The 25,393-nt window shown below is 67.7% G+C and carries 26 protein-coding genes; 15 read left to right on the top strand and 11 right to left on the bottom strand.

Annotated features, from left to right (window positions below):
- The coding region (locus A5730_RS14900; RefSeq protein WP_231994689.1) for a MaoC/PaaZ C-terminal domain-containing protein at positions 1–894 on the bottom strand (894 nt) is incomplete at its 3' end.
- 1 nt (position 895) lies between these two features.
- On the bottom strand, positions 896–2,578 hold the full coding sequence (gene kstD, locus A5730_RS14895) for a 3-oxosteroid 1-dehydrogenase (RefSeq protein WP_067901660.1): 1,683 nt from the start codon (positions 2,576–2,578) through the stop codon (positions 896–898).
- A 72-nt stretch (positions 2,579–2,650) separates the two neighbouring features.
- Between kstD and A5730_RS14890 the strand changes: the two genes are divergently transcribed.
- The 7 genes from A5730_RS14890 (at position 2,651) to A5730_RS14860 (ending at position 8,953) form a co-directional block, all read left to right on the top strand.
- Complete coding sequence (locus tag A5730_RS14890; protein ID WP_067901648.1) at positions 2,651–3,436, top strand: 2-keto-4-pentenoate hydratase; 786 nt, start codon at positions 2,651–2,653, stop codon at positions 3,434–3,436.
- A gap of 51 nt (positions 3,437–3,487) precedes the next feature.
- Entirely contained in the window at positions 3,488–4,402 is a 915-nt protein-coding gene (locus A5730_RS14885) for an acetaldehyde dehydrogenase (acetylating) (RefSeq protein ID WP_067901646.1), read from the top strand.
- Complete coding sequence (gene dmpG / locus A5730_RS14880) at positions 4,399–5,457, top strand: 4-hydroxy-2-oxovalerate aldolase (protein WP_067901643.1); 1,059 nt, start codon at positions 4,399–4,401, stop codon at positions 5,455–5,457. Before A5730_RS14885 ends, dmpG begins: the two co-directional genes overlap by 4 nt.
- A gap of 50 nt (positions 5,458–5,507) precedes the next feature.
- Entirely contained in the window at positions 5,508–5,807 is a 300-nt protein-coding gene (locus tag A5730_RS14875) for a hypothetical protein (RefSeq protein WP_067901641.1), read from the top strand.
- 88 nt (positions 5,808–5,895) lie between these two features.
- Positions 5,896–7,023 carry a hypothetical protein gene (locus A5730_RS14870; RefSeq protein ID WP_067901638.1) on the top strand — a complete coding sequence of 376 codons (1,128 nt, stop codon included), beginning with the start codon at positions 5,896–5,898 and terminating at the stop codon, positions 7,021–7,023.
- Between the two features lie 2 nt (positions 7,024–7,025).
- Positions 7,026–7,808 carry an SDR family oxidoreductase gene (locus tag A5730_RS14865; protein ID WP_067901636.1) on the top strand — a complete coding sequence of 261 codons (783 nt, stop codon included), beginning with the start codon at positions 7,026–7,028 and terminating at the stop codon, positions 7,806–7,808.
- Complete coding sequence (locus A5730_RS14860; RefSeq protein WP_055403212.1) at positions 7,808–8,953, top strand: sulfotransferase; 1,146 nt, start codon at positions 7,808–7,810, stop codon at positions 8,951–8,953. Before A5730_RS14865 ends, A5730_RS14860 begins: the two co-directional genes overlap by 1 nt.
- Position 8,954: 1 nt before the next feature.
- Here the strand turns inward: A5730_RS14860 and A5730_RS14855 are convergent, their stop codons facing one another.
- Both A5730_RS14855 and A5730_RS14850 read right to left on the bottom strand, forming a co-directional pair.
- Positions 8,955–9,407, bottom strand: coding sequence for a hypothetical protein (locus A5730_RS14855; RefSeq protein WP_067901635.1), 453 nt, complete (start codon positions 9,405–9,407; stop codon positions 8,955–8,957).
- Between the two features lie 5 nt (positions 9,408–9,412).
- Positions 9,413–10,570: a Rieske 2Fe-2S domain-containing protein gene (locus tag A5730_RS14850; RefSeq protein WP_055403210.1), complete on the bottom strand. Its 1,158-nt coding sequence runs from the start codon at positions 10,568–10,570 to the stop codon at positions 9,413–9,415.
- A gap of 127 nt (positions 10,571–10,697) precedes the next feature.
- Between A5730_RS14850 and A5730_RS14845 the strand changes: the two genes are divergently transcribed.
- Positions 10,698–11,222 carry a gamma carbonic anhydrase family protein gene (locus A5730_RS14845; RefSeq protein ID WP_067901632.1) on the top strand — a complete coding sequence of 175 codons (525 nt, stop codon included), beginning with the start codon at positions 10,698–10,700 and terminating at the stop codon, positions 11,220–11,222.
- On the opposite strand, the gene A5730_RS14840 is transcribed toward A5730_RS14845, so the two are convergent.
- The 4 genes from A5730_RS14840 to A5730_RS14825 are packed head-to-tail and all read right to left on the bottom strand — an operon-like array spanning position 11,219 to position 14,899.
- Positions 11,219–11,626: a nuclear transport factor 2 family protein gene (locus A5730_RS14840; RefSeq protein ID WP_067821987.1), complete on the bottom strand. Its 408-nt coding sequence runs from the start codon at positions 11,624–11,626 to the stop codon at positions 11,219–11,221. The genes A5730_RS14845 and A5730_RS14840 overlap by 4 nt on opposite strands.
- On the bottom strand, positions 11,619–12,824 hold the full coding sequence (locus tag A5730_RS14835) for a thiolase domain-containing protein (RefSeq protein WP_067901630.1): 1,206 nt from the start codon (positions 12,822–12,824) through the stop codon (positions 11,619–11,621). The genes A5730_RS14840 and A5730_RS14835 overlap by 8 nt, the downstream gene beginning before the upstream one ends.
- Positions 12,824–13,888, bottom strand: coding sequence for a thiolase domain-containing protein (locus A5730_RS14830; protein ID WP_055403206.1), 1,065 nt, complete (start codon positions 13,886–13,888; stop codon positions 12,824–12,826). Before A5730_RS14830 ends, A5730_RS14835 begins: the two co-directional genes overlap by 1 nt.
- Positions 13,889–13,903: 15 nt before the next feature.
- The gene (locus A5730_RS14825) at positions 13,904–14,899 is read right to left on the bottom strand and encodes a Zn-ribbon domain-containing OB-fold protein (protein ID WP_067901627.1); all 996 of its coding nucleotides are present in this window, start codon (positions 14,897–14,899) and stop codon (positions 13,904–13,906) included.
- A gap of 65 nt (positions 14,900–14,964) precedes the next feature.
- Between A5730_RS14825 and A5730_RS14820 the strand changes: the two genes are divergently transcribed.
- The 3 genes from A5730_RS14820 (at position 14,965) to A5730_RS14810 (ending at position 18,000) form a co-directional block, all read left to right on the top strand.
- Positions 14,965–15,996: an LLM class F420-dependent oxidoreductase gene (locus tag A5730_RS14820; RefSeq protein ID WP_067901624.1), complete on the top strand. Its 1,032-nt coding sequence runs from the start codon at positions 14,965–14,967 to the stop codon at positions 15,994–15,996.
- A gap of 97 nt (positions 15,997–16,093) precedes the next feature.
- Positions 16,094–16,810: an acetoacetate decarboxylase family protein gene (locus A5730_RS14815; RefSeq protein ID WP_067901621.1), complete on the top strand. Its 717-nt coding sequence runs from the start codon at positions 16,094–16,096 to the stop codon at positions 16,808–16,810.
- A gap of 2 nt (positions 16,811–16,812) precedes the next feature.
- Complete coding sequence (locus A5730_RS14810) at positions 16,813–18,000, top strand: cytochrome P450 (RefSeq protein WP_197506263.1); 1,188 nt, start codon at positions 16,813–16,815, stop codon at positions 17,998–18,000.
- A gap of 60 nt (positions 18,001–18,060) precedes the next feature.
- Here A5730_RS14810 and A5730_RS14805 read toward each other — a convergent pair whose 3' ends face one another.
- Together A5730_RS14805 and A5730_RS14800 are read right to left on the bottom strand one after the other, a co-directional pair.
- Positions 18,061–18,900, bottom strand: coding sequence for a hypothetical protein (locus A5730_RS14805; protein ID WP_067901617.1), 840 nt, complete (start codon positions 18,898–18,900; stop codon positions 18,061–18,063).
- A 105-nt stretch (positions 18,901–19,005) separates the two neighbouring features.
- On the bottom strand, positions 19,006–19,818 hold the full coding sequence (locus A5730_RS14800) for a crotonase/enoyl-CoA hydratase family protein (protein WP_067901614.1): 813 nt from the start codon (positions 19,816–19,818) through the stop codon (positions 19,006–19,008).
- A 64-nt stretch (positions 19,819–19,882) separates the two neighbouring features.
- Between A5730_RS14800 and A5730_RS14795 the strand changes: the two genes are divergently transcribed.
- The 4 genes from A5730_RS14795 to A5730_RS14780 are packed head-to-tail and all read left to right on the top strand — an operon-like array spanning position 19,883 to position 24,694.
- On the top strand, positions 19,883–21,535 hold the full coding sequence (locus A5730_RS14795) for an acyl-CoA synthetase (protein ID WP_067901657.1): 1,653 nt from the start codon (positions 19,883–19,885) through the stop codon (positions 21,533–21,535).
- Entirely contained in the window at positions 21,532–22,299 is a 768-nt protein-coding gene (locus A5730_RS14790) for a fructosamine kinase family protein (protein WP_067901611.1), read from the top strand. Before A5730_RS14795 ends, A5730_RS14790 begins: the two co-directional genes overlap by 4 nt.
- Positions 22,300–22,322: 23 nt before the next feature.
- Positions 22,323–23,147, top strand: a complete 825-nt coding sequence (locus A5730_RS14785; RefSeq protein ID WP_067901608.1) for an amidohydrolase family protein — start codon at positions 22,323–22,325, stop codon at positions 23,145–23,147.
- Positions 23,144–24,694: an acetolactate synthase large subunit gene (locus tag A5730_RS14780; protein ID WP_067901605.1), complete on the top strand. Its 1,551-nt coding sequence runs from the start codon at positions 23,144–23,146 to the stop codon at positions 24,692–24,694. Before A5730_RS14785 ends, A5730_RS14780 begins: the two co-directional genes overlap by 4 nt.
- On the opposite strand, the gene A5730_RS14775 is transcribed toward A5730_RS14780, so the two are convergent.
- Positions 24,680–25,393 (bottom strand): serine hydrolase, encoded by a 714-nt coding sequence (locus A5730_RS14775; protein ID WP_067901602.1) that lies wholly within the window; start codon positions 25,391–25,393, stop codon positions 24,680–24,682. The genes A5730_RS14780 and A5730_RS14775 overlap by 15 nt on opposite strands.

The following is a 25,393-nucleotide window of genomic DNA, read 5'->3' as shown; positions in this document are numbered from 1 at the left end:
CCCCCCCCACGCCCCCCCCCCCCCCGCCCCGCGCCCCCCCCCCCCCCCCCCCCCCCCCCCCCCCCGGCGGGCGCCCCCCCCCCCCCCCCCCCCCCCCCCGGCCACCAAACGGCCATCTTCTTTCCACACGTTGACGATCAAGCTCTCGCCGGGGAACGCCACTCCGGCGAAGCGTGCGCCGTAGGCGGCCACCGCGCCGGCGTCGCCGTCCAGCAGCGTGTCGACGATCGCCTTGCACGTCATGCCGTAGGTGCACAGTCCGTGCAGGATGGGCTGCGAAAAGCCAGCGGCCGCAGCGAAATCCGGATCGGAGTGCAGCGGGTTGCGGTCTCCGCACAGCCGGTACAGCAGCGCCTGCTGCGGCAGGATCGGCACCTCGATCTCCAGGTCCGGCGATCGATCCGGCGCCGCGTCGGACGTGGACGGGCCGCGTTCACCGCCGAACCCGCCCTCACCGCGGGCGAAGATCGACCGCCGCTGCGTCCACAGCACCGTGCCGTCGGGCGCGCTGACCGTCGTCTCACTCCAGATCACCGCGGCCTTGCCCTTGTCCCAGATGTCGGTGAACCGGGTGACGGCGCGGGCCGAACCCGACGGCGGGAGCGGCCCGGGCACCTCCACCCGCTCGCTGGCGTGCAATACCTTGCCCAATTCGATGTCGATGCCGGGGAACTGCACGGTCGGCGGCTTGGTCATGTGGAAGGAGGCCGCCACGTTGCCGAACGTCGGCAGGACCTGCGGAGTGTCGTCGACGAGATACCGGAGTTCCCGCGGATCCATCGGATCCTTGCCGGCCCCCAGCGCCAGATGATAAAGCTGGACATCGCTACTGGTCCAAGAGAATTCGATCGGGTCCAGCTCGGCGGCCAGCGCCACATCTACGTCGATGGGCATCTCAGCGTTCCCCCGCAATGTGCAGCGCGGCCAGATAACCGAACGTCATCGCCGGGCCGATGGTGCCGCCCGGGCCCGGGTAGGTGTGGCCCATCACCGGGGCGCTGACATTGCCCGCGGCGTACAGGCCTTCGATGATCGTGCCGTCGTCGCGCAGCGCACGGCCGTGGACGTCGGTGCGCACGCCGCCCTTGGTGCCCAGGTCCCCGGGCACCATCTTGGCCGCGTAGTACGGCGCGTGCCTGAGCTCGCCGAGGTTGGGGTTGGGTTTGTTGGTCGGGTCGCCGTAATAGCGGTCGTACGCGCTCTCGCCGCGGTGAAAGTCCTCGTCGACGCCGGAGCGGGCGAAGCCGTTGAACCGCTGCACGGTGGCCAGCAGTTCGGCGGCCGGCAGGCCGGCCTTGACGGCCAGCTCCTCCAGCGTGTCGGCCTGGATGATGACCCCGGAATCCAGCCACTTGCGCGGAATCCGTTGGCCCGGCTGCAATCCGGCAAAGATGTAGCGGTCGCGGTACTGCTGGTCGAACACCAGCCACGCCGGGATGTTCTCGCCCGGACCGGGCCCCTGGCCGAATTCCCCGCCGTACATGTGATGGCAGGCCTCGACGTACGGCATCGACTCGTTCATGAACCGCTTGCCCGACATGTTGACGATGATCGACCCCGGCGAATTGCGTTCCGACAACGCGAACCACGGCGCGCCGACCAGCGGCACCGTCGGACCCCACCAGGCGTCTTCCATCAATTCCAGTGCGGCGCCCAGCTTTTCGGCGGCGACGATGCCGTCTCCGGTATTGGCCTTGGCGCCGACGGTCCACTCGGTGGTGATGGGCGCACGCTGGTACTTCACCCGCATCTGCTCGTTGTGCTCGAAACCACCGGAGGCGAGGATCACGCCGCGCCGCGCCCGGATCAGCCGCGGCTCGGACGACTCCGAAGCCCCCGTGTCGCGGACGTAGACGCCGCGCACCACGCCGTCCTCGACGTACAGGTCGGTCAGCGCGGTGTTGAGCATCACCGGAACACCGGCTTGCTGCAAGCCGATTCGCAGCGGGCCGATCAACGCCCGGCCCATGCCGACCAGGTTCTTTCCGGCCGCCTTCGCCCACATCGTGCGGGCGCCGACCTTCAGGCTGCGCAGCACGCCCCGCGGGTGCCGCTTCAGCTGGTTCAGCCGCACGTAGTCCTGTTGCATGACAACGACGTTCAACGGCACCTTGCCGTATGCGGGCTCCAGCCCGGCCATGTCCGGACCGAGCTTGCGGGCGTCGAAGGGCTTCGGTTCGATCGAGCGGCCCTCGGCGCGGCCGCCCGGCGCCTCCGGATAGTAGTCGGAGTAGCGCGGAACCCAGCACATCTTCAGCGGGGTGTGCTTGAGCACGAACGACAGCATCTCGGGTCCGTGTTCGAGGTAGGCGTCGATGCGCTCCGGCTCGACGATGTCGCCGATGATGCCGTGCAGGTAGGTGCGGGCGGCCTCGGGGTTGTCCCGGACGCCGTCACGCTTGAGCACCTCGTTGTTGGGAATCCAGACGCCCCCACCCGAGCGGGCGGTCGAGCCGCCGAAATGCGCAGCTTTCTCGATGACTACTGTGGAAAGGCCCCGGTGAGCGGCGGTAAGGGCAGCCACCATGCCGGCTCCGCCGCTGCCGACCACGACGACGTCGAGCTCCTGTGCTGTCATGTAGAACACGTTATAGAATTGCCCGGGCCGGGCGCTACTGGGCCGGTCACACGAACGAGGGGACTTCTGCAGATGCTCAGTGTTGCGACGCGAGACGAGCTAGCTGCCGACCTGGCGCAGGCCGAGCGGAGCCGCTCGCCGATTGCTCCGCTGACGGCCGTCCACCCGGACATCGACGTCGTCGACGCGTACGAGATCCAGCTGATCAACATCCGCCAGCGGGTCGCCGAGGGGGCCCGCGTGCTGGGCCACAAGGTGGGCCTGTCGTCGAAGGCGATCCAGCAGATGATGGGGGTCGACGAGCCGGACTACGGGCATTTGCTCGACGAGATGCAATTGTTCGAAGACACCCCCGTCAAGACCAGCCGCTACCTGTGGCCGAGGGTCGAGGTGGAGGTCGGTTTCATCCTCAACAGTGACCTGCCGGGCGCCGACTGCACCGAGGAGGACGTGCTGGCGGCCACCGAGGCGCTGGTCCCGTCGATCGAGCTGATCGACACCAGGATCACCGATTGGAAGATCGAGTTGTGCGACACCATCGCCGACAACGCCTCGTCGGCGGGTTTCGTGCTGGGCCCTGCGCGGGTGTCCCCGCGCGACGTCGACATCAAGGGAATCGACGCCGTGCTGCGCTGCAACGGCGAGGTCGTAGCGGAGGGCCGGACCGACGCGGTGCTGGGCAACCCGGTCACCGCGGTGGCGTGGCTGGCCCGCAAGGTGGAGGGCTTCGGCGTCCGGTTGCGCAAGGGCGACCTGGTTCTCCCCGGGTCGTGCACGCGCGCCATAGACGCGCATGCCGGCGACGAGTTTGTGGCCGACTTCACAGGCCTGGGCTCTGTCCATCTGTCGTTCGAATAGCTCGAATTAAATCGTCGGACTTAAATATCAACAGCTTCGCAAAGGAGCGTCATGCCGGCTAAGGCGAGTGTGGCCATTGTCGGGTCGGGAAACATCAGCACTGACCTGCTCTACAAGTTGCTGCGGTCCGATTGGCTGGAGCCGCGCTGGATGGTGGGTATCGACCCGGAAAGCGAGGGCCTGGCCCGGGCCCGCAAGCTCGGTCTGGAGACCACGCACGAGGGGGTCGACTGGTTGCTGGCCCAGTCCGAGAAGCCCGATCTGGTCTTCGAGGCGACCAGCGCCTACGTGCACCGCGACGCCGCCCCCAAATACGAGGCCGCCGGCATCCGTGCCATCGACCTGACGCCGGCCGCGGTGGGCCCGGCGGTGATTCCGCCGGCCAACCTGCGCCAGCACCTCGATGCGCCGAACGTCAACATGATCACGTGTGGGGGACAGGCGACCATCCCGATCGTCTACGCCGTCAGCCGGGTCGTGGACGTTCCCTACGCGGAGATCGTGGCGTCGGTGGCGTCGGTCTCGGCGGGGCCGGGCACGAGGGCCAACATCGACGAGTTCACCAAGACCACCAGCAAGGGCGTGGAGACCATCGGCGGCGCCAAGCGCGGCAAGGCCATCATCATCCTCAACCCCGCCGACCCGCCGATGATCATGCGCGACACCATCTTCTGCGCGATCCCCGAGGACGCCGACCGCGACGCGATCGCGAAATCCATCCACGACGTGGTGGCCGAGGTGCAGACCTATGTGCCGGGATACCGGCTGCTCAACGAGCCGCAGTTCGACGAGCCGTCGCTCAACTCAGGCGGCCAGGCGGTGGTCACCACGTTCGTCGAGGTGGAGGGCGCCGGCGATTACCTGCCCCCGTATGCGGGCAACCTGGACATCATGACCGCCGCGGCCACCAAGGTCGGCGAGGAGATCGCCAAGGAGACGCTGTCGGTGGCAGGAGGCACGCGATGAGTACCGACATATTTTTCAACCCGATCTGGGACGTCCGGCTGACTGACACGTCGCTGCGGGACGGCTCGCACCACAAACGCCACCAATTCACCAAAGAAGAGGTGGGCGCCATCGTGGCCGCCCTGGACACCGCGGGCGTGCCGGTCATCGAGGTCACCCACGGCGACGGGCTGGGCGGCTCCAGCTTCAACTACGGGTTCTCCAAGACACCCGAGCAGGAGCTGATCAAGCTGGCCGCCGAGACGGCCAAGGAGGCCAAGATCGCCTTCCTGATGCTGCCCGGGGTGGGCACCAAGGAGGACATCAAGGAGGCCCAGAACAACGGCGGGTCGATCTGCCGGATCGCCACCCACTGCACCGAGGCCGACGTGTCCATCCAGCACTTCGGCCTGGCGCGCGAGCTGGGGCTGGAAACCGTCGGGTTCCTGATGATGTCGCACACGATTCCGCCGGAGAAGCTGGCCGCCCAGGCCCGCATCATGGCCGACGCGGGCTGCCAGTGCGTGTACGTGGTCGACTCGGCCGGCGCGTTGGTCCTCGAAGGCGTGCGCGATCGGGTGGCGGCGCTGGTCGCCGAGCTGGGCGACGACGCCCAGGTGGGCTTCCACGGGCACGAGAACCTGGGGCTGGGCGTGGCCAACTCGGTGGAGGCCGTCCGGGCGGGCGCCAAGCAGATCGACGGGTCGTGTCGCCGGTTCGGCGCCGGCGCGGGCAACGCGCCCGTGGAGGCGCTCATCGGGGTGTTCGACAAGATCGGCGTCAAGACCGGCATAGACTTCTTCGACATCGCCGACGCCGCCGAAGAGGTGGTCGCCCCGGCCATGCCCGCCGAGTGCCTGCTGGACCGCAACGCCCTGATCATGGGCTACTCCGGGGTGTACTCGAGCTTCCTTAAGCACGCCATCCGCCAGTCCGAGCGCTACGGCGTCCCCGCCCACCAGCTGCTGCACCGGGCCGGTCAGCGCAAGCTCATCGGTGGCCAGGAAGACCAGCTCATCGACATCGCGCTCGAAATCAAGCGGGAGCAAGAGAGCGGCGCCGCGGCCGCCAAATAGGGGCGTTCGCGCATAGGCGACGCAAAGCTATCCGGAGTAACCTGGCGCGCATGACCGTGACATCCAGGAAAACCCGTGGCCGCGGACTGTCCGGCGCGCTCGCCGGGAGTTTGCTGGCTGTTACCGCCGCGACGATGATCGCGCTGCCCGTGGCCGGCGCTGCCCCCCAGTGCGATCAGACCGTCGGCAACTCGATCGACCAATACCTCAAGCGGCATCCCGACCTCCATGCGCAGCTGCAGGCCCAGTCGGAGGCGGAAGGCGGCGGCCCCAACGTCATCGACTACCTGAACCGGCATCCCGACGTGCGGCAGCACCTGATCGACCTGTCCCAGCAGTGCGTCCCCTAGTGAGCCGGCCTCGTCGGTGAACGACGTGGCGGACGCGCGCGAACGTTCGCCATTGACGAAAAAGTAGAACACGTTCTAGCGTCTATGCGTGTTCTCTGATCCCCTCACCGCCGCGATCGCCGAAGCCGAGAAATTAGTCGCCGACGCGCCCTTCATCGAGACCGAAGCCGACCTGCTCGAAGGGCTGCAGTATTTGGCGGGCTGCGTCTCGGCCTGCATCCATCTGGCCTTCGACTACGACCGCGATCACCCCTTCCTGCAGTCGGGCACCGGGCCGTTCACCAAGATGGGCCTGGACAACCCCGACACCCTCTACTTCGGTACCCGGGTGCACGCCAACCACGACTACGTGGTGACCGGCCGGCGTGGCACCACAACCGACCTGAGCTTCCAGCTGCTGGGCGGTGAATACACCGACGACAACGTGCCGGCCAGCCAGGCCGCGTTCGACGACCGTGAACTCGAGATCGCGGCCGACGGCAGCTTCGAGTGGCGGGTGCGGCCCACCAGCAATGGCCAGCTGGTCATCCGCGAGGTATATGGCGACTGGTCGGCACAGCGTGGCACGCTGGCGATCTCCCGGCTGGACACCGCCGGCACCGCCCCTCCGCCGCTGACCCGGGAGACCATCGAAAAGCGTTACGCCACAGCCGGAAAGCAGCTCGTCAACCGGGTGAAGACATGGCTGCAGTTCCCGCAGTGGTTCTACCTCGATCTCCCGGTCAACACCATGGTCGCGCCCCGGTTGACGCCGGGCGGCCTGGCGACCCAGTACTCGTCGGTCGGCCACTACGACCTGCGCCCCGATCAGGCGCTGGTGATCACCATCCCGGTCTCCGACGCACCCTATCTCGGCTTCCAGCTGGGCAGCCTGTGGTACATCTCGCTGGACTACATCAATCACCAGACATCGTTGAACAACACTCAGGCACAGGCGGATCCGGACGGCAAGGTGCGCATCGTCGTCGCCGACCAGAATCCGGGAGTGACCAACTGGGTGGAGACGCTCGGCCATCGGCGCGGCTTCCTGCAGTTCCGCTGGCAGCGGGTGTCCCGACAGCTCACCGAGGCGGACGGACCCACCGTGGAGTTGGTCGACTTCGACGCCGTCCCGGCCGCGTTGCCGTACTTCGAGCACAATAAGATCTCCGACGACGAATGGCGTGCGCGAATAACGCTGCGCCAACAACAAATTGCGGCCAGGATGCTGGGGTGACGATGTCAGGATTGCTCAACGAGAAGGTCGTCGTCATCAGCGGCGTAGGGCCGGGACTCGGCACCACCCTGGCGCACCGGTTCTCCCAGGACGGTGCCGACCTGGTGCTGGCGGCGCGCACGGTGGAACGGCTGGAAAGCGTCGCCAAGGAGGTCGACGACGCCGGGCACAGGGCGTTGGCCGTGCGCTGCGACATCACCGACGACGACGAGGTCAGCTACCTCGTCGAGACGACCATGGCCACCTACGGCAAGGTCGACGTGCTGATCAACAACGCCTTCCGCGTGCCGTCCATGAAGCCGTTGGCCGGCACCAGTTTTCAGCACATCCGCGACGCCATCGAGCTCAGCGCGCTCGGCGCGTTGCGGCTCATCCAGGCCTTCACACCCGCACTGGAAAAGTCGCACGGGTCGATCGTCAACGTCAACTCCATGGTGCTGCGGCACTCCCAGGCCAAATACGGCGCCTACAAGATGGCGAAGTCGGCGCTGCTGTCCATGTCGCAATCGCTGGCCACCGAACTCGGCGAGAAGGGAATCCGCGTCAATTCCGTTGCCCCGGGCTACATCTGGGGGGACACCCTGCAGGCCTACTTCGAACATCAGGCGGGCAAGTACGGCACCACGGTGGACCAGATCTACGCGGCCACCGCCGCGAACTCCGACCTGAAGCGCCTGCCCACCGAAGACGAGGTCGCCTCGGCAATCCTGTTCCTGGCCAGCGACCTGTCCAGCGGCATCACCGGGCAGACGCTCGATGTGAACTGCGGGGAGTACCACACCTGATGAGCGATCGCACCGATATCGGTACCGTCGACGAACTGCACGCGTCGGCCACCAAGCTCACCGGACTGGACGACTTCGGCGCCAACGACGACAACTATCTCGAGGCGCTGGAGGTGCTGCTCGACTCCTACCGGCGCGAGGCCGGCCTAACGGTGTTGGGCAGCAAGATGAATCGGTTCTTCCTGCGCGGCGCGCTGGTCGCCAGGCTGCTGTCGGAGGCTTCGTGGAAGCAGTACCCGCAGCACGCCGACGTCGTCATCGAACGCCCGATTTTCGTCACCGGCCTGGTGCGCACCGGCACCACCGCGCTGCACCGGCTTTTGGGCGCCGACCCCGCGCACCAGGGCTTGCACATGTGGCTGGCCGAATTCCCCCAGCCCCGCCCGCCACGCGAAACCTGGGAGTCGCACCCCCTCTACCAACAGCTCGACGCGCAATTCACCAGGCACCACCAGGAGAACCCCGGCTACACCGGCCTGCACTTCATGGCGGCGTACGAGCTGGAGGAGTGCTGGCAGTTGCTCCGGCAGTCGCTGCATTCGGTGTCCTACGAGACGCTCGCGCACGTCCCCACCTATGCGCAGTGGCTGGCGGGGCAGGATTGGACGCCGTCCTACCAACGGCATCGCAAGAACCTCCAGCTGATCGGCCTCAACGACACCGAAAAGCGTTGGGTGCTCAAGAATCCCAGCCACCTGTTTGCACTGGACGCGCTGATGGCGACCTACCCCGACGCGCTGGTTATTCAGACGCATCGGCCGGTCGAGACGATCATGGCTTCGATGTGCTCACTGGCCCAGCACACCGCCGAGGGCTGGTCGACGTCGTTCGACGGGGCGCAAATCGGTGCCGACGCGATGGACACCTGGTCGCGCGGGCTGGAGCGCTTCAACGTCGCCCGTGCCAAGTATTCGCCCGCCCAGTTCTACGACGTCGACTACAAGGAGCTCATCGCCGATCCGATCGGCACCGTGGCCGACATTTACCGGCATTTCGGGTTGACGCTGACCGACGAGGCGCGCGCGGCCATGGAGAAGACGCACGCCGACAGCCAATCCGGCGAGCGCGCGCCGAAGCACCGGTACTCGCTGGCCGACTACGGGCTGACCGTCGAAACCGTCAAGGAGCGCTTCGCCGGGCTGTGATTCAGTCGTCCTCGGGCGTCGGCTCGCCGAGGTAGCCCTCCGCGACCGCGTGTTCGATGCTGTCGCTCAACTTGGGACAGGACCGGGTGCGGGCGGTGTCGCCGCCGGAGTTGCGCACCTCGGTGAAATGCGCGCAGCGTTGCCACGCCTCGGTGTTCCATTGCACCGCGGTGTGGCCCGGGCCCAGCCTGCGGACTGTGACCGTCACGTGGCAGAACCGGCAGTCCACCGGCAGCAGCCCCGAGCTGAGGTAGCGCTCGCGGTCGGCGCGACTGGCCTCGGCGACGGCGGCCGCGCGTTGCGGGTCGTTGGCGAAATCCCTTGACTTCGACCAGGATCCGGAGCCGCCGTCGCGGGCGGGCGCGTCGTCGTGGTCGTGATGATCGCCGTGCAGCAGCAGCATCGACCGAGCGAGCCGATCGACGTCGGGAACCGCCGGCTGATCGTCGGACATGTCGGTCAGTGTTGCTCCGCCGGAACGTCTTCGGAATCCCTGGCCTTCAGGTTCTCCTCGACCTCGGCGTTCCAGTACTCGTTGGCGCGGGTGGTGTCCACCTCGATCTCGAAGCGCTCCACCATTTCCGGCTGGATGTCGGCCACGTCCACATAGAACTGCTGATACCAGCGGCGCAGCTGATAGACGGCGCCGTCCTCCTCGACCAGCAGCGGGTTGTCGATGCGGGTCTTGTGCTTCCAGATCTCGACGTCCTGCAGGAAGCCCTTGCTGACGCCTTCGGTGAATACCCGCGAGAGCTTGTCGGTCATGGCTTCGTCCATGCCCTTGGGCTTTTCGACGATGACGCCCCACTGCAGCACGAACGAGTTCTGGGTCACGGGGTAGTGGCAGTTGATCAGGATCGACTCGGCCTTGTACCCGCCGTAGCTGTTGTGCAGCCAGTTGATCATGAACGACGGCCCGAAGTACGAAGCCTCCGAATCGAGGTGCGCCTCGCCGTAGGAGGTGCCCAGGTCGTTGACGTCCTGCCGGCCCACGTTGTGCAGGTACTGCGAGGCGATGTGGCCCTCGAAGACGTTCTTGAAGTAGGTCGGCAACCCGAAATGGATGTAAAAGAAGTGCGCCATGTCGGTGACGTTGTCGATGATGTCGCGGCAGTTCGACCCCTCGATCAGGATGCGGTTCCACCGCCATTCGGTCCACTCGTCGCTGGCCGCTTCCGGGATGTCGGGGATGCGGACCGCGGGGTCCGGCGGATTCTGTTCGTGGTCGTGCCAGACGAACAGCAGGCCACCCCGCACATCGGTCGTCCACGAGCGGGTGCGCGCGGTCTTGGGCGTGCGCTTGGCGTAGGGCACCAGCTTGCAGCGGCCGTCGCCGCCCCACCGCCAGTCGTGGAACGGGCAGGCCACCTCGTCGCCCTTGATGGTGCCTTCCGACAGGTCCCCGCCCATGTGGCGGCAGTAGCCGTCCAGAACCTTGAGGTCCCCCTGTGAGTCGGCGAAAACCACCAGCTTGGTGCCGAACGCCTCCACGGAGTGCGGCTTACCGTCCTGGAAGTCCTTCGCCACACCGAGGCAATGCCAGCCCCGGGCGTACCTGGTCGGCAATGCGCCGGGATCGATCTCCCGGATGCCGACCGCCTTGGTGTCGGTACTCACCTGTCACCTCCAACTCACTGCCCCTCTAACTAGAACACGTTACAGTTTTGCGGTGTCGCCGCGCAACGACGGCGAGTCTGGCTGGGCTTTCCCGCGCTGCCTCGCGCGCTCGGGGTATATCTAGACGATGCCGCTGTTTGCTTTCGAAGGCCGGGCGCCGCGGGTCGACCCCACCGCGTTCGTGGCCCCGACCGCCACCCTGATCGGCGACGTCGTCGTCGAGGCCGGTGCGTCGGTGTGGTTCAACACCGTGCTGCGCGGCGATTACGGGCCCATCGTGGTGCGCAAGGGCGCGAACGTCCAGGACGGGTCGGTGCTGCACGCGCCGCCGGGCATACCGGTCGACATCGGGCCGGGCGCCACCGTGGCGCACATGTGCTGCATCCACGGGGTGCACGTCGGTTCCGAGGCGATGATCGCCAACCACGCCACCGTCCTCGACGGCGCGGTGATCGGCGCGCGCAGCCTGATCGCCGCCCACTCGTTGGTGACGGCCGGCACCCAGATTCCCGCCGGCATGCTGGCGGTCGGCTCGCCGGCACAGATCAAGGGCCCGGTCGCGGGAACGGGCGCCGAGATGTGGATCAAGGTGAATCCGCAGGCCTATCGCGAGCTGGCGCAGCGGCACCTGGCCGGGCTCGAGCCGCTCTAGACCTTGCGGGCCGACGCGGCCGCGCGGTCCATCTCCCAGTACGCGCGGAGGGCGGTCAGCTTGCCCTCGCCGTTGGCCTTGTACGTGAAGACGCCCTCCGCGGTGACCTGATAGTCGCCGTGGGTGATCAGGATGTGGCCGACGTTGGCTTCCTCGTTGCCGCACTGGTACGTGTCGCGAAAGACGAATTCGATCCGCTTGGTCGGGGCGATGGCCTTGTCCCAGAAGGCCGCGATCGCGTCGCGGCCCCGGTGGCCCTTGCCTTCCGGATCGAAGGCCGACGGGCCGATCGGGTCCTCCACGATGGCGTCGTCGGCGAAAACCGCCAGCCACGCCTCCTTGTCCCTGGCGATGACGGCCTCGCGCGAGCGCCGGCCGGCGTCGTGCGCGGGGTGCTCAGCCATCGGCGCCGACCTTTTCCGGCGTGGGCTTGTCCGCACCGACCACCCACATGGAGTAGTACTGCGAACCGCCACCGTAGGCGTGTCCCAACGCCTTGCGCGCGTTCGGAACCTGGTGATCGCCACCCTTGCCCATCACCTGAATCGCGGCCTCGGCGAACCGGATCAGACCCGAGGCGCCGATCGGGTTCGACGACAACACTCCGCCCGACGGGTTGACGGGCAACCGTCCACCGATCGCCGTCTCGCCGGCCTCGGTGAGCTTCCAGCCCTCACCCTCGGGCGCAAAGCCGAGGTTTTCCAACCACATCGGCTCGAACCAGGAGAACGGCACGTAGATCTCGGCGGCGTCGATCTCGTCGATCGGGCTGGTGATGCCGGCCGCCTTCCACAACGCGGCGGCCGCGTCGCGCCCCGCCTGCGGGCTGACCTGGTCGCGCCCGGAGAACTGCAGCGGCTCGGTGCGCAACGCGGTGGCGTGGATCCACGCCACCGGATTTCCTTGCGCCAGGCGGGCTTCGGCGGCCTCCTCGTCGCCGATCACGACGGCGGCGGCGCCGTCGGACGACGGGCAGGTCTCGTCGTAACGGATCGGGTCCCACAGCATGGGCGACTCCATCACCTTCTCGACGGTGATGTCGGGTTGGTGCAGGTGTGCCAGCGGATTGCGGGCACCGTTGAGCCGGTCCTTGACCGCGACGATGGCGCCGATGTTCAGCGGCGCGCCGGACCTGCGGATGTAGGAGCGCACGTGCGGCGCGAAGTAACCACCCGCGCCGGCGCCCACCGGCTTGATGAAGGGGATCGGAATCGACAACGCCCACATCGCGTTTGACTCCGACTGCTTCTCCCACGCCATCGCCAGCACGCGCCGGTATTTCCCGGACTGCACCAGGCTGGCGGCCACCACACCGGTTGATCCGCCGACCGAGCCCGCGGTGTGCACCCGGATCAGCGGCTTGCCCGTCGCGCCCACGGCGTCGGCCATGAAGAGCTCCGGCATCATGACGCCCTCGAAGAAGTCGGGCGCCTTGCCGACCACGACGGCGTCGATGTCGTCGAAGGTGGAACCGGAGTCGGCCAGCGCCCGGTCGATGGCCTCGCGCACCAGGCCGTTCATCGAAACGTCTTGGCGCTTGGCCACATACTTCGTCTGCCCGGTACCGAGTACCGCGGCGAGGTGCGCACCTGCACCGGCCATCAGTTCTTTCCTTCCATGACCGCAACCAGGTTCTGTTGCAACGCGGGCCCGCTGGTGGCGTGCGCCAGCACGCGCTGCGCCGACCCGTTCCAGATGTGTTGCGCCGCAAACCCGATCCGCTCCAGGCCGGCGACGAACATGGGGTTGGCGGCCAGCGCGCCGCCGGACGGATTCACCTTGGTCGGCCCCGGTATCCGGATGGCCTCCTCGATGATCAGGTGCTGGTGGGTGAAGGGCGCGCAAATCTCGGCCACGTCGAGGTTGTCGGTCTTGCCACCCGTGGCCACTTTGGCCGCCGCCCTGGTCGACGGGGACTCGGTGAGGTCGCGCGCACCCAGTGCCGGGGTTTCGATGCGGTGCTCGATCCCGGTGATCCAGGCGGGGTTCTCCCGCAGCTCGCGTGCCCGGTCATCGGCCGCGAGAACGATCGCGGCGGCGCCGTCAGTGATCGGGGCGATGTCATGGCGTCGCAGCGGCTCGGCGAAGAACGGCCGCTCGAGCAGGTCGGCGACGTTGATCGTCGGCTCGAGGTTGTCCACCCGGCGTGCGTTCGCAAAGGAATCGAACGCGACACGCGCCATCTGCTCTTCGGTCCACTTGCCGGTGTCGAGCCCGATGCGGGCCTGCAGGCCGGCCATGGAGATCGAATCCGGCCACAGCGGAGCGACGGTGTAAGGGTCGGTCTGCCGCGAAAGGATCTGCCGCAGAATGCCCGCCGACGACTTGCCGAATCCGTACACCAGCGCGGTGTCGACCTCGCCGGTCAGGATCTTGATGTAGGCCTCGTACAGGGCCCAGGCCGCGTCCATCTCCACGTGCGATTCGTTGATCGGCGGTACCGCGCCGATCGAGTCGATCGCCGAGATGAACGAGAATGCCCGCCCGGCGAGGTAATCCGAGGACCCCGAGCACCAAAAACCGATGTCGCCCTTGGTGATTCCCAGGTCCTCGTAGAGCTGGGCGAAGCACGGCATCAGCATCTCGACGCCGTTGGTGGTGCCGTCGGTGCGGCGGACGTGTGGGGCGTGGGCGAAGCCGACGACCGCAACGTTGCGAGCGCTCATTGGTAGGTGTGCCCTTTACAGGTGGTGCTTGTAGGTGTCGTATTCGGCGTCGGGCTCACCCGTCGGCCGGAAGTACTCGATGTTGTCGATGCCAAAACCCCACTCCTCACGGGGTTTCCACACCGCCTCGACGCGCATGCCCATCCGCACCTCGTGCGCGTCGACGTCGGCGACCAGATGCAGGAACGGGATGTCCGCCCCGTCGAGCAGCACGTAGGCCGCCACGTAGGGCGGTTTGATGCGCTGGCCCTGGAACGGGATGTTGATGATCGCGAACGTCGTGACGGTGCCCTTGTCGGGCAGCTCGACGAACTCCGTCGTGGGCTGGCCGGTGGCCGGATCCGCGCCGTGCGGCGGGAAGTAGACCTTTCCCTCTTTTCCGGTGCGGGCGCCCAAGAGCTTGCCCTGGGCGATCGCGCGCAGGTAGGCGCTCTCCTCGTGCGAGGCGGTGTGCTGAATCGTCAGCGAGATGGGCGTGACGATCATGGTCACCGGATCCTGTTCGCCCGCAGCCGATTCCGACACGGGCTCGGCTTCCTCACCGAGCGCGAAGTAGGCGATGTCGGTGATGGCGCCCACCGGCTCTTCGGCCCAGTGCACATGCACCCGGGCGCCGGTCCGAATCGCGTCGGGGCTGCCGGCGTCGACGGCATGCATCAGCGGGGTGTCCGCGCCGTCGAGCTTGATCAACGCCCAGGCGAACGGACGGTCCAGCGGCTGGCCCTCTATCGGGTCGGGTTGCCAGGTCCAGGACACGACGGTGCCGACGCTGGACACCGGCACCATCTCGCCCAGCGGCTCATAGGTGACCGGGTCGTACTCCGCGGGCGGTACGTGCACCCGGCCATCCGATCCGCGCACGCCCAGGACGTGGCGGTCACGCAGCGCGGTGAAGAACTTGCTTAGTGTGGGGCCGACCGAACGGGTGTAGTCGAAAGACAACGTCAGTGGCGCGGAGAGTGGCGGTTCAGTGGGATCCGTCAAGGTCGGGCTGCTCGAGCTGGCTGTCACGCCATCGAGTAGAACAGGTTCTAAGAACGGTTTCAACATCGGGTCCCTTCGGAAGGTCAGTGACTATGAAGCTTGGGTTGCAGCTCGGGTATTGGGGCGCTCAGCCGCCGGAGAACCACGCGGAACTCGTCGCCGCGGCCGAGGAGACCGCGTTCGACGCCGTGTTCACGGCGGAGGCGTGGGGATCGGACGCCTATACGCCGCTGGCCTGGTTGGGCTCGTCGACGCACCGGCTGCGGCTGGGCACCTCGGTGATCCAGCTGTCCGCCCGCACCCCGACCGCGACCGCGATGGCCGCGCTGACGCTCGACCACCTCTCCGGCGGCCGGCACATCCTCGGGCTCGGCGTGTCCGGCCCGCAGGTGGTCGAGGGCTGGTACGGCCGGCCGTTCCCCAAGCCGCTGGCCCGCACCCGCGAGTACATCGACATCATGCGGCAGGTGTGGGCGCGGGAGAAGCCGGTGACCAGCGATGGCCCGCACTATCCGCTGCCGCTGACCGGGGAGCAGACGACCGGCCTGGGCAAGCCGCTCAAGCCGATCACCCACCCGCTGCGCGCCGACATCCCGATCATGCTGGGCGCCGAGGGGCCGAAGAACGTGGCGCTGGCCGCCGAGATCTGCGACGGCTGGCTGCCCATCTTCTACACGCCGCGGATGGCCGACACCTACAACGAATGGCTCGACGAGGGGTTCGCCCGGCCCGGGGCGCGCCGCAGCCGCGAGGACTTCGAGATCTGCGCGACCGCGAACATCGTCATCACCGACGACCGCGCGGCCGCCTTCGCGGCCATGAAGCCCTATCTGGCCCTCTACATGGGTGGGATGGGCGCCGAGGACACCAACTTCCACGCCGACGTGTACCGGCGGATGGGTTACGCGGAAGTGGTCGACGACGTGACGAAGCTGTTCCGCAGCAACCAGAAGGACAAGGCCGCGGAGATCATCCCCGACGAGGTGGTCGACGACGCCGCGATCGTCGGCGATATCAACTACGTCCGTGAGCAGGTCAAGGTCTGGGAGGCCGCCGGCGTCACCATGATGGTGGTCAACGGACGCAACGAGGCGCAGATCAGGGAGCTCGCCACGCTGATCTGACCCGGTATTGCCCAACGAATGAAACACGTTCTAGTGTGGCGATCGCGAGCGCGGCGAAGCCGGGCGCGGCGGGTCGCCACTAGGACAGGAGACCGGGATGACAGCCTCGCAACACACCATCGCGGGCACGGTACTCACCATGCCGGTGAAGATCCGCAGGGCAAATCAGCACATGGCGATGTTCTCGGTCGACGCCGACGCCGCGCAACAGATGATCGACTACAGCGGCCTGCAGGTCTGCCGCTACCTGCCCGGCCGCGCGATCGTCGTCCTGATGTTGATGCACTACATCGACGGCGATCTGGGCCAGTACCACGAGTTCGGCACGAGCGTCATGGTCAACCCGCCCGGTTCGAAGGCCTCCGGGCCGCGCGCGTTGCAGTCGGCCGGCGCCTTCATCCACCACCTACCCGTCGACCAGGCCTTCACCTTGGAGGCGGGCACCAAGATCTGGGGCTACCCGAAGGTGATGGGCGAGTTCACCGTCACCGAGGATCAGCACTTCAGCTTTGACCTCAGCATCGACGGCCAACCGGTGATCGGGATGGATTTTCGCCGCGGCCTGCCGTTCCGGCTGACCCCCCGCCGGCAAGAGCAGCGCAGCTACTCACACCGCGACGGCGTCACCCGCGAGACCGGCTTCGAGCACACGCTGGACGGCGTGCGCACCCGCTTCGGCGGAGTGCGGGTCCGGTTGGGCGATCATCCGTACTCGAAAGAGCTTGCGGCGCTGGGTCTTCCAAAACGCGCTTTAGTGTCCAGTTCGGCCCAAAACGTCCAAATGACCTTCGGTGATGCCCAGGAGATCTCATGACCATGACGAGGCCCGACGTCGACCTCACCGACGGCGCCTTCTACGCGGGTGATTCCCGGTCCGTCTACCGCTGGATGCGCGAGAACGAGCCGGTCTTCCGGGACCGCAACGGATTAGCGGCCGCCTCCACCTATCAGGCCGTGATCGAGGCCGAGCGCAACCCCGAGTTGTTCTCCAACGCCGGCGGCATTCGGCCCGACCAGGACGGCGTCGAGATGATGATCGAGATGGACGACCCGCAACACCTGTTGCGCCGCAAGCTCGTCAACTCCGGTTTCACCCGCAAGCGCGTGAAAGACCTGGAAGCCAAGATCGTTTCGCTGTGCGACACGCTGATCGACGCGGTCTGCGAACGCGGTGAGTGCGACTTCGTCTGGGACCTCGCGGCGCCGCTGCCGATGGCCGTCATCGGCGACATGCTCGGCGTGCGGCCCGAAGAGCGCAAGATGTTCCTCAAGTGGTCCGACGACCTGGTGAGCTTCTTGAGCAGCACCGCGGCGGAATCCGATTTCCAGGTCACCATGGACGCCTTCGCGGCCTACAGCCAATACATGATGGGGATGATCGAGGCCCGCAAGAAGGAGCCGACCGACGACCTGGTCAGCGTCCTCGTACACGCGGAGGTCGAGGGCTCGCGCCTCGAGGATCACCAGATCGTCACCGAGGTGCTGCTGTTGCTGATCGGCGGCGACGAGACCACGCGCCACACGCTGTCCGGCGGGACGCGGCAGCTGCTGCTGCATCCGGATCAGCACCGGCGCCTGGCGGCCGATCTGAGCCTGCTGCCCAACGCGATCGAGGAGATGCTGCGCTGGACCGCGCCGGTGAAGAACATGGCGCGGACCATCACGGCGGACACCGAGTTCCATGGCACCCAGCTGCACCAGGGCGAGAAGATGATCCTGCTGTTCGAGTCGGCGAACTTCGACGAGAAGGTCTTCGACGACCCGGAGAGCTTCAACATCGAGCGCTACCCGAACAACCACCTGGCCTTCGGTTTCGGGACGCACTTCTGCCTCGGCAACCAGCTCGCCCGGCTCGAGCTGTCCATCATGCAGAGCCGGCTGCTGCAGCGCCTGCCGGACATGCGGCTGGCGTCGGACGCCGACCTGCCCTTGCGGCCGGCCAACTTCGTGTCCGGCCTGGAGCAGATGCCGGTGGCGTTCACGCCGGGCGCGCCTTCGGCCTAGCCCTCTCGTGCGCCGAGCGTGAACCCTTGGCGGAAATCCGGCCGGAAACCCGCCCTGAGTTCACGTTCGGCGCGCCCAAGCGGCGGCCACCCGAGCGATGATGCCGCCCGGGGTGTCTTCGGCCGTGACCCGGATGGCGGTCCATCCCAGTTCCGGCAGCGCTTCGAAACGGGCGATGTCCCTTCGGAATTGCCTGCGGTCCGTCCGGTGGTGATCGCCCTCGTACTCGAGCGCGATTTTGGCGTCCTCCCAACCCAAATCGAGGACGGCGATCAGCTCCCCGTACGCCCCGAAGACCGGGATCTGGGTCTGAGGCCGTGGAAAGCCGGCCTCGATGAGCAGCAGCCGCAGCCACGTCTCGCGCGGTGACTCGGAGCCCGCGTCGACGAGTGTCAGCGCCCGCCTCGCGCGCCGGATGTTGCGGTGGCCTCTGTAGCGTTCGGCGAGCAATTCGACGTCCGCAATCTTGAGGTTGGTGGCCCGGGCGAGCGCATCGATGGCGGCGACCGCGGTGCCGGTGGGGTATCGGCAGGCCAGGTCGAAAGCGGTGCGTTCCGGCGTGGTGGTGACGATGCCGCCGACCGGCTGGGTCTCATCGAAGGAGACCTGATCCGACCAGGTGCGAATCGCGATCGGTGGCCGACGGTGCTCGTACAGCAATTGAGCAGGCCTCCGGGCGTCGACCCACTTGGCGCCGTGCAGCGCCGACGCGGAATGTCCGGCGACGATGCCCCGGCGGCGCGACCAGAGCCAGGCGGCATGGGCACGCGTCTTCGCGCTCAGTTCCACGTCGCGCGGGAAGTACACATCGGGATAGATTGCGGCGAATCGGGTTCGCAGGCGGTGTCGGGTCAGCGCGCCGGACGCAAGCGCTTCGCTGCCGATGAATGGTTCTGCCACGCGGGCAGTGTGTCTGCGGCTACCGACAACCGCGTCGAACGTGAAGTCAGGGCGGAAATTGGGCCGGAAAGCCGCCCTGAGTTCACGCTCGGCGCTACGGAAGCCTCAGCGGTTCTGGAAGTTGGGCTTGCGCTTCTCGGCGAACGCCCTGGGGCCTTCCTTGGCATCGTCGGACAGGAAGACCTTGATGCCGATCTGGGTGTCGATCTTGAAGGCCTCGTTCTCGTGCATGCCCTCGGTCTCGCGGATCGCCCGCAGGATCGCCTGCACGGCCAGCGGTCCGTTGTTCTCGATGATCTCGGCGATCTCGAGCGCCTTGGACAGCGCCTGACCGTCCGGCACCACGTGTCCGATCAGGCCCATCTCCTTGGCCTCGGCGGCGGTGATGTGCCGTCCGGTCAGCAGCAGATCGCAGGCGACCGTGTAGGGGATTTGCCGCACCAGCCGCACGGCCGACCCGCCCATCGGGTACAGGCTCCACTTGGCCTCGGAGATGCCGAACTTGGCGCTCTCGCCGGCGATGCGGATGTCGGTGCCCTGAAGGATTTCGGTGCCGCCGGCGATCGCGGGTCCCTCGACGGCCGCGATGAGGGGTTTTGTGAGCCGGCGGCCCTTGAGCAACGCATCGATTCGCGACGGGTCGTAGCTGCCGTCCTTAAAAGATTCACCCGGCGGCTTCTTCGTTGCCGCCTTGAGGTCCATGCCCGCGCAGAAGTAGCCACCGGCCCCGGTCAGGATGCAGCAGCGGATGTCCGGGTCGTTGTCGACGCGGTCCCAGGCCTGAACCATGATTTCCATCATTTCGGTGCTCAGGGCGTTGCGGGCGTGCGGCCGGTTCAACGTGACGATCAGGGTGTGACCACGCTGTTCCACCAGGGCGTCTTGACCCGATTCCTCGTTTGCTGGAGCCTCAGCCACGGCTACCGCCTCTCCCTCGACATTGAGCACGAACTTGTCAGGAAATGTAACACGTTCTAATTTGGTGGCCGTGGCCCTGAATATTGCCGATCTCGCAGAGCACGCCATCGACGCTGTGCCGGACCGTGTCGCCCTGATCTGCGGCGACGAGAAGCTCACCTACGCCCAGCTGGAGGAGAAGGCCAACCGCCTCGCCCACTACCTGATCGATCAGGGGGTGAAAAAGGACGACAAGGTGGGGCTGTACTGCCGCAACCGCATCGAGATCGTCATCGCGATGCTCGGCATCGTCAAGGCGGGTGCCATCCTGGTGAACGTCAACTACCGCTACGTCGAGGGCGAGTTGCGCTACCTGTTCGACAACTCCGACATGGTCGCCCTGGTCCACGAGCGCCAGTACTCCGATCGGGTGGCCAACGTGCTGCCGGACACCCCGAACGTCAAGACGATCCTGGTCATCGAGGACGGCAGCGACGCCGACTTCCAGCGCTACGGCGGCGTCGAGTTCTACTCCGCGATCGCGCAGGGCTCACCCGAGCGCGACTTCGGCGAGCGCAGCGCCGACGACATCTACCTGCTGTACACGGGTGGCACGACGGGCTTTCCCAAGGGCGTGATGTGGCGCCACGAGGACATCTACCGGGTGCTCTTCGGCGGAACCGACTTCGCCACAGGCGAATTCGTTTCCGACGAGTACGACCTGGCCAAGGCCGCCGCCGCCAACCCGCCGATGGTCCGCTACCCCATCCCGCCGATGATCCACGGCGCCACCCAGTCGGCCACCTGGATGTCGATCTTCTCGGGCCAAACCACCGTGCTCGCACCGGAATTCCACGCCGACGAGGTGTGGCGCACCATCCACGAGCACAAGGTGAACCTGCTGTTCTTCACCGGTGACGCGATGGCGCGGCCGCTGCTCGATGCGCTGCTGGCCCATCAGGACGAGGGGAACGAGTACGACCTGTCCTCGCTGTTCCTGCTGGCCAGCACCGCCGCGCTGTTCTCGCCGAGCATCAAGGAGAAGCTGCTCGAACTGCTGCCGAACCGCGTGATCACCGATTCCATCGGCTCCTCGGAGACCGGCTTCGGCGGCACCAGCATCGTCGCCAAGGACGCGCCGCACGCCGGCGGCCCCCGGGTGACCATCGACCACCGCACCGTGGTGCTCGACGAGGAGGGCAACGAGGTCAAGCCCGGGTCCGGGGTGCGCGGCTTCATCGCCAAGAAGGGCAACATCCCGGTCGGCTACTACAAGGACGAGAAGAAGACCGCCGAGACGTTCAGGACCATCAACGGCGTTCGCTACGCGATCCCCGGCGACTGGGCGCTGGTCGAGGAGGACGGCTCGGTCACGATGCTGGGCCGCGGCTCGGTGTCGATCAACAGCGGCGGCGAGAAGATCTACCCCGAGGAGGTCGAGGCGGCGCTCAAGGGCCACCCCGACGTCTTCGACGCGCTGGTGGTCGGCGTGCCCGATCCCCGATACGGGCAGCACGTCGCCGCCGTCGTGCAGGCGCGGCCGGGGTCCAAGCCCTCGCTGGCCGAACTGGACCGCTTCGTGCGCTCCGAGATCGCCGGATACAAAGTGCCGCGCAGCCTTTGGCTGGTCGATGAGGTGAAGCGCTCTCCGGCCGGCAAACCGGACTACCGCTGGGCCAAGGAGCAGACCGAGGCGCGCCCCGCCGACGACGTGCACGCCGCTCACGTGAGCGCTTGACCGACTTCGTCAAGCACCACCCGAACGCCCCGGCCGGGTACTTCGCGTGGGAGGCCGCGGGCCTGAGCTGGCTCTCCGGCGTCGACGGCGGAGTGCCGTGCGCGCGGGTGCTCTCCGTCGACGCGACGAGCCTGATCCTGGGCCGGCTCGACTCCGTGCCACCGACCGCGGAGGCGGCACGTGCGTTCGGCGGCCGGCTCGCGGTGACGCACGACGCCGGCGCGCCGGCCTTCGGGGCCGGGCCCCACGGCTGGGACGGGCCCGGGTTCTTCGGCCCGCTGTCCCAGCCGCTGCCGATGTCGTTGCGGTGCCACCCGCGCTGGGGCGACTTCTACGCCGAGGAACGGCTGATCCCGATGGCGGAGCTGGCGGCGCCGCGGCTGGACGCGCCGACCCGCGACTCGATCGACTCCGTCGTGGCGCGTTGCCGCGCGGGTGACTTCGACGACGACGATTCGCCCGCCCGGCTGCACGGTGACTTGTGGGGCGGCAACGTGATGTGGACACCCGACGGGGTGGTGCTGATCGACCCGGCCGCGCACGCCGGCCACCGCGAGACCGACCTGGCGATGCTCGCCCTGTTCGGCTGCCCGCACCACGACGCGGTCCTCGACGGCTACCAGCGGGTGCGGCCGCTGAAACCGGGTTGGCGCGACCGGACCGGGCTGCATCAACTCTTTCCGCTGCTGGCGCACGTCGTGCTGTTCGGCGGCGGGTACGCGCGTCAGACGCACGCGGCCGCCCGCGCGGCACTGGCCGCATAACGTCCGTCTACTGTTGGACCTCGATGACGGTCGACGTGTGGATGCAGCACCCCACTGCGCGGTTCCTGCGCAGCGACATGCTGGCATCCCTGCGGCGCTGGACCGGGGATGCCATACCGGACGCCGACGTCCCGATCGGGGCGAGCATCGAGGCGATGGACGCGGCGGGCGTCCGCTACGGCCTGCTCAGCGCGTGGCGCGGCCCGGGCGGACAGGACCTGATCTCCAATGACGAGGTCGCCGAGTGGATCCGCCTGCACCCGAACCGGTTTGGCGGGCTGGCCACCGTCGACCTCGATCGGCCGATGGAAGCGGTTCGCGAACTGCGGCGCCGCGTGGCAGAAGGATTCCTCGGCCTTCGGGTGGTGCCGTGGCTGTGGAACGCCCCGCCCACCGACCGCCGCTACTATCCGCTGTTCGCCGAATGCGTGGAGCAAGGCGTGCCGTTTTGCACCCAGGTGGGCCACACCGGGCCGCTGCGGCCGTCGGAGACCGGCCGCCCGATTCCCTACATCGATCAGGTCGCCCTCGACTTTCCCGAGCTGGTGATCGTCGGCGGCCACGTCGGCTATCCGTGGACCGAGGAGATGGTCGCCGTCGCGCGCAAGCACGAAAACGTCTACATCGACACGTCCGCCTACACGCTGCGCCGGCTGCCGCCGGAGCTGGTCCGGTTCATGAAAACCGGTACGGGACAACGCAAAGTGCTGTTCGGGACCAACTACCCGATGATGAGCCACACGCACGCCCTGGCGGGAATCGACGAACTCGGCCTGTCCGACGAGGGCCGCCGAGACTTCTTGCACCGCAACGCCGAGCGCGTTTTCAAACTGGAGGCAAACACGTGAACGGTGCCCAGGCTTTGATCAACACGCTGGTCGACGGCGGCGTCGACGTGTGCTTCGCGAACCCGGGCACCTCGGAGATGCACTTCGTCGCCGCCCTGGACACCGTCCCGCGAATGCGTGGGGTGCTGGCGCTGTTCGAGGGCGTGGCCACCGGCGCGGCCGACGGCTACGCCCGCATCGCCGGCCGGCCCGCGGCGGTGCTGCTACACCTGGGCCCCGGCCTGGGCAACGGCCTGGCGAACCTGCACAACGCTCGGCGGGCCCAGGTGCCGATGGTGGTGGTCGTCGGCGATCACGCCACGTACCACAAAAAGTACGACGCCCCACTGGAATCCGACATCGACGCACTCGCCGGCACGGTCTCGGGGTGGGTGCGCCGCACCGAGCAGACGGCGGACGTCGCGTCCGACACCGCCGAGGCGATCGCCGCCAGCCGCGCGGGCTCGCAGATCTCGACGCTGATCCTGCCCGCCGATGTGTCGTGGTCGGACGGGGCGCAACCCGCCGGGACGGCGCCCGCGGAGGCGGCGGGGGCCGAGCCGCGCCTGGCGTTCGAGGTGATCGAGGTGCTGCGCTCCGGGGAACCCACGGTGATCATGGTCGGCGGCGACGCCACCCGCGGTCCCGGGCTCGCCGCGGCCACCCGCATCGCGGAGGCGACGGGGGCCCGCGTGTTGTGTGAGACGTTCCCGACGCGGCTCGAGCGCGGCGCCGGCGTCCCCGCCGTCGAGCGGCTCGCCTATTTCGCCGAGGCCGCGACGGCCCAGCTGGACGGCGCCAAGCATCTGGTGCTGGCGGGCGCCAAGTCGCCGGTGTCATTCTTCGCCTACCCCGGCATGCCCAGCGACCTCGTCCCGGCCGGCTGCGAGGTGCATCTGCTCGCCGGGCACAGCGGCGCCGCCGAGGCGCTGGCCGCGGTGGCCGACGAGGTGGCGCCCGGAACCGTTGCGCCCGTGGCGGTTCCGGCGCGCCCACAGCTGTCGAGTGGTCCCCTGACGTCGGCGTCGGCGGCCGACGTCATCGGGGCGCTGCTGCCGGAGGGGGCGATCGTCGTCGACGAGTCGAACACCTCCGGTGTGCTGCTGGCCCAGGCCACGGCGGGGGCGCCGGCCCATGACTGGCTGACGCTGACCGGCGGGGCGATCGGTTACGGCATCCCGGCCGCGGTCGGCGCCGCGGTCGCCGCCCCCGATCGGCCGGTGCTGTGCCTGGAATCCGACGGGTCGGCGATGTACACGATTTCGGGGTTGTGGACTCAGGCGCGCGAACAACTGAACGTGACCACCGTCATCTACGACAACAGCGCCTACGACATCCTGCGCATCGAGCTGGCAAGGGTCGGTGCCGGATCCGCGCCCGGACCCAAGGCCCTCGACCTGCTCGACTTGTCGCGCCCCACAATGGATTTCGTCAAGATCAGCGAGGGGATGGGAGTCCCGGCCCGCCGCGTCACCACCGGCGAGGAACTCGCCGACGCGCTGCGGCAGGCGTTGAACGAACCCGGGCCGCACCTGATCGACGCGGTGGTGCCGTCAATAACGGGCTAGCCCCGGAAGCCGGCCGAGGACCCACTCCGACATGGAGTTGAGGACGTCGACGCCCGTCTCCATCACCCCGTCGTGGACCCTGGCCGCCAGGGCCACGCCCCATTGCCCCGAGGGCGTGGGCACGATCCCGAACTGGCGCACCAGGTAGTCGCCCTGCGTGCCGGGCCCCCAACCGCCCTTGGCCGCAAAGCCTTTCGCGGCCAGGCCCCAGCGGTGGCCGCTGGTGAGGCGCTGCATCAAGTCGATCACGTCGGCCGAATCGGGGATGGAGGGCAGTTCGGCCGCGAACCGGGCCTGCCGCTGCAGGGTCCACTGCGTCTGGCCGAACGCCGTGTACCCGCGCCGGAGCCGGCGGGATTCGACCACGGTGGCGGTGTCACCGCCCTCGGCGATCACACCCTGCACCCGCCGTGCGGCCTCCTGCGGATCGCCCAAGTGCGACCACAGTTGCTCCGATGCGCGGTTGTCGGATTCGGTGATGGCCGCTACGGCCAGGTCCTTGGCCAGCAACCAATCGCTGCGCAGCGCCGCAATCACCAACGGCACCTTGATCGTCGACCATGCGACGCCCGACCACCACCGGCCCAGCGAATAGGTGCGGTCCGGACGGGCGATCGCGATCCCGACGTCCGCCGGCACCGCGGCGCACAGCTGGTCAAAGCTCGCTTCGAGCGCGGTCTCCAAGGGCCGGGAAGTCAT

The sequence above is a fragment of the Mycobacterium sp. ACS4054 genome (genome assembly GCF_001667275.1).
Taxonomy (GTDB): Bacteria; Actinomycetota; Actinomycetes; order Mycobacteriales; family Mycobacteriaceae; genus Mycobacterium.
Note: the sequence above shows the minus strand (reverse complement) of the source record. Positions and strands in the feature narration are given on the sequence as shown.